At 69.0% G+C, this 2,939-nt stretch carries 2 protein-coding genes and 3 pseudogenes; 3 read left to right on the top strand and 2 right to left on the bottom strand.

Translation table 11 applies throughout. The features are described from left to right. Positions 1–13: 13 nt before the first annotated feature. A pseudogene (locus CCN35_RS30265) lies at positions 14–70 on the top strand (aminoacyl-tRNA hydrolase); the annotation flags it as partial. 100 nt (positions 71–170) lie between these two features. Here CCN35_RS30265 and CCN35_RS29600 read toward each other — a convergent pair. Continuing rightward, a pseudogene (locus CCN35_RS29600) lies at positions 171–351 on the bottom strand (peptide chain release factor-like protein); the annotation flags it as partial. Between the two features lie 188 nt (positions 352–539). Between CCN35_RS29600 and CCN35_RS18630 the strand changes: the two are divergent. Beyond that, positions 540–1,115: a TerD family protein gene (locus CCN35_RS18630; RefSeq protein WP_067397754.1), complete on the top strand. Its 576-nt coding sequence runs from the start codon at positions 540–542 to the stop codon at positions 1,113–1,115. 94 nt (positions 1,116–1,209) lie between these two features. Here CCN35_RS18630 and CCN35_RS18625 read toward each other — a convergent pair whose 3' ends face one another. Beyond that, positions 1,210–2,625, bottom strand: a complete 1,416-nt coding sequence (locus CCN35_RS18625; protein WP_086793592.1) for a M1 family metallopeptidase — start codon at positions 2,623–2,625, stop codon at positions 1,210–1,212. Positions 2,626–2,667: 42 nt separating this feature from the next. Here CCN35_RS18625 and CCN35_RS18620 point away from each other — a divergent pair. Beyond that, positions 2,668–2,939: pseudogene (locus tag CCN35_RS18620) on the top strand (hypothetical protein); the annotation flags it as partial.

Here is a 2,939-nt window from a genome sequence, read left to right as displayed (position 1 = left end):
TCGTGGTTCCGTCGTGCTTCCCGAAGGCGGGGTGGTCTGGCGGTTCTCGCGGTCCTCGGGGCCCGGCGGACAGCATGTCAACACCACTGATTCGCAAGTGGAGTTGCGCTTCGACCTCGCAAACACCAAGGCCCTGCCCGAGGCGTGGAGGCGGCGCGCCCTGCAACGGCTCGCGCGCCGCCTCCACGCCTCGGGCAGGGCCTTGGTGTTTGCGAGGTCGAAGCGCAACTCCACTTGCGAATCAGTGGTGTTGACATGCTGTCCGCCGGGCCCCGAGGACCGCGAGAACCGCCAGACCAGCTCGGCTTCGGGAAGCACGACGGAACCACGAATGGGATAGGGACCGGGCATGCGGTCCATGTTCCCGCTTCCGCGCGTTCGCGTCACCGGATTTTCACGCGCCCGCGGACGGGTCCGGTGAAAAAGACGGGGGGACGAGGAACCCCTGGGATCTCCGCGGCGTTCCTACGGTGGGCTGTAGCTTCGTCCGCATACGCAGAACGTCCGCATACGCAAAACGAGGGAAGGGACTCCCGAACATGGCTGTAAGCCTGTCCAAGGGCGGCAATGTCTCGCTCACCAAGGAAGCTCCGGGCCTGACCGCCGTCACCGTGGGCCTCGGCTGGGACGTCCGCACCACCACCGGAACGGACTTCGACCTGGACGCCTCCGCGATCGCGGTCAACGCCCAGGGCAAGGTCATCTCCGACGCCTACTTCGTCTTCTTCAACAACAAGCAGACGCCGGACAACAGCATCGTCCACACCGGCGACAACCGCACCGGCGAGGGCGAGGGCGACGACGAGGCGATCAACGTCAACCTCACCGCGCTGCCCGCCGAGGTCGACAAGGTCGTCTTCCCGGTCTCCATCTACGACGCCGAGAACCGCGGCCAGAACTTCGGCCAGGTCCGCAACGCCTACATCCGCATCGTCAACCAGGCCGGCGGCACCGAGATCGCCCGCTACGACCTGTCGGAGGACGCGGCCACCGAGACGGCCATGATCTTCGGCGAGCTGTACCGCCACGGGGCGGAGTGGAAGTTCCGCGCGGTGGGCCAGGGCTACGCCTCGGGCCTGGCCGGCATCGCCCAGGACTTCGGCGTCAACGTCTGAGCGGCGCCCTCCGGGCACCGGCGTCCGAGCGGTGCCGTCCGAGGACGGCGCACGCCGGCGAAGCCCCGGCCCCCGCGGGCCGGGGCTTCGCCCGTCAGGGGCGGGCCGGCTTGCCGTCGCCGTACAGCCAGTCCTTCCAGATCCCGTCGAAGTCCTTGTCCGGGGCCTTCCTCTCCACATAGGCGATGAAGTCGTCGGTGGACGCGTTGCCGTGGCGGTGGGCGGCGGCCCAGCCCCGGACGATGTCGTGGAAGGCGTCGTCGCCGACGGTCTGGCGGATCTTGTGCAGGACCATCGCGCCGCGGTCGTAGACGGGCGGGTCCGAGATGTGCGCGGCGCTGCTCGGCCTGCCCGGCGGGAACTCCCAGACGGCCTTGTTGTGGTCCTCGTCCGGATAGTGCTCGTCGCGGTAGAGCTCGTCGAAGATCTGCTGCGCGCTGCTGCCGCCGTGCTCCTCCGCCCACAGCCACTCGGCGTAGGTCGCGAAGGCCTCGTTGAGCCACATGTCCTGCCAGCTTTTGGGGCTGACGGAGTTCCCGTACCACTGGTGGGCGATCTCGTGGACGACGGTGTCCAGGTTGGGGGCGCCGGGGTAGACGGGCCGGGTCTGGGTCTCCAGGGCGTAGAAACCGTCCCGGGCAGGATCGACGATCGCACCGGTGGACGAGAAGGGATACGGGCCGAACTTGCGCTCCGCCCACTGTGTGATCTCGGGAATCCGCGCGAGCACCGCACGGCTCGCCTCCGCCTGGGTCGGGTCCACGGCGATGTACACCGGCAGGCCGTTCTTCATGGTGGAGCGCGTGATCTCGAAGCGTCCGACGGCGACGGTGGCCAGATAGCTCGCCATCGGCTCGGCCATGTGCCAGTGGAACGTCCGGCGTCCCCCGCTGGTCGTCTCGCTCTTCAGCTCGCCGTTGGAGACGGCCTGGAACCCCTCGGGAACGGTGATCGAGATGTCGTAGGCGGCCTTGTCGGACGGGTGGTTGTTCCCCGGGAACCACGCCATCGATCCGACCGGCTGGCCGAGGGCGACCGCACCGTCGTCGGTGGGCAGCCAGCCCTCCTTCTCCCCGTCGGGATCGACGACGGTCTGCGGCCGGCCCGCATAACGCACCGTCACCTCGAAGGTCTCCCCCCGCATCAGGTCCTCGCGCGGGCGCACGGTGAGTTCCTGGCCGGCGCGGCTGAACGAGGCCTTCCTCCCCTCCACCGTGACATCGCGCACCTCGAGCCCCTTGAGGTCGAGGTTGAAGGCGGACAGGTTCTTGACGGCCCGGGCGGTGATGACCGCCGTCCCCGTCAGATGGCGGCGGTCGGGGTCGTAGGCGAGGGTCAGGTCGTAGTGGCTGACGTCGTATCCGCCGTTGCCGGCCTTGGGGAAGTACGGGTCGCGCACCCCGTCCCCGCCCGGAGTGCCGCGCACCTCCCTGCCGCACCCCGTCAGCGCGAGCACGGACAGGACACAGCAGAGAGCGACATTCCGGACCATCAGCACGGATCGGTACATGGGCGCGATCCTATGCCGCGGGTCCGTGACACCATCGCCTCTGTGCTCGACATCGGCTACGCCCTCTCCTCCCGCTTCCCCGATCCTCCCCAGACGGACTACCGCCAGGTGGACGTACGCACCCTGCGGCACGACCTGTTCTGCGGCGACGTCTATCTGGCGGACACCGAGACGGACCGCGAGCTGGCCACGGCCTGGGGCTGGGTGCCGGTGCTGGACTTCGCCTGGGCGCTGTGCGACATCGTCGAGCAGCTGGACCGGGACCCGGCCGGCTCCCGCGCCTCCCGCCCGCAGCGGGCGGAGCTGGACTTCAC

The organism is Streptomyces thermovulgaris (genome assembly GCF_002155915.1).
GTDB lineage: Bacteria > Actinomycetota > Actinomycetes > Streptomycetales > Streptomycetaceae > Streptomyces > Streptomyces thermovulgaris.
The sequence above is the reverse complement of the archived record's forward strand: the minus strand, read 5'-3'. Positions and strand labels throughout refer to the sequence as shown.

Excerpts from the sequence above, each read along its gene's own strand:
- CCN35_RS18630 (WP_067397754.1), top strand. The coding sequence starts at position 540 with ATGGCTGTAAGCCTGTCCAAGGGCGGCAATGTCTCGCTCACCAAGGAA.
- CCN35_RS18625 (WP_086793592.1), bottom strand. The coding sequence starts at position 2,625 with ATGTACCGATCCGTGCTGATGGTCCGGAATGTCGCTCTCTGCTGTGTC.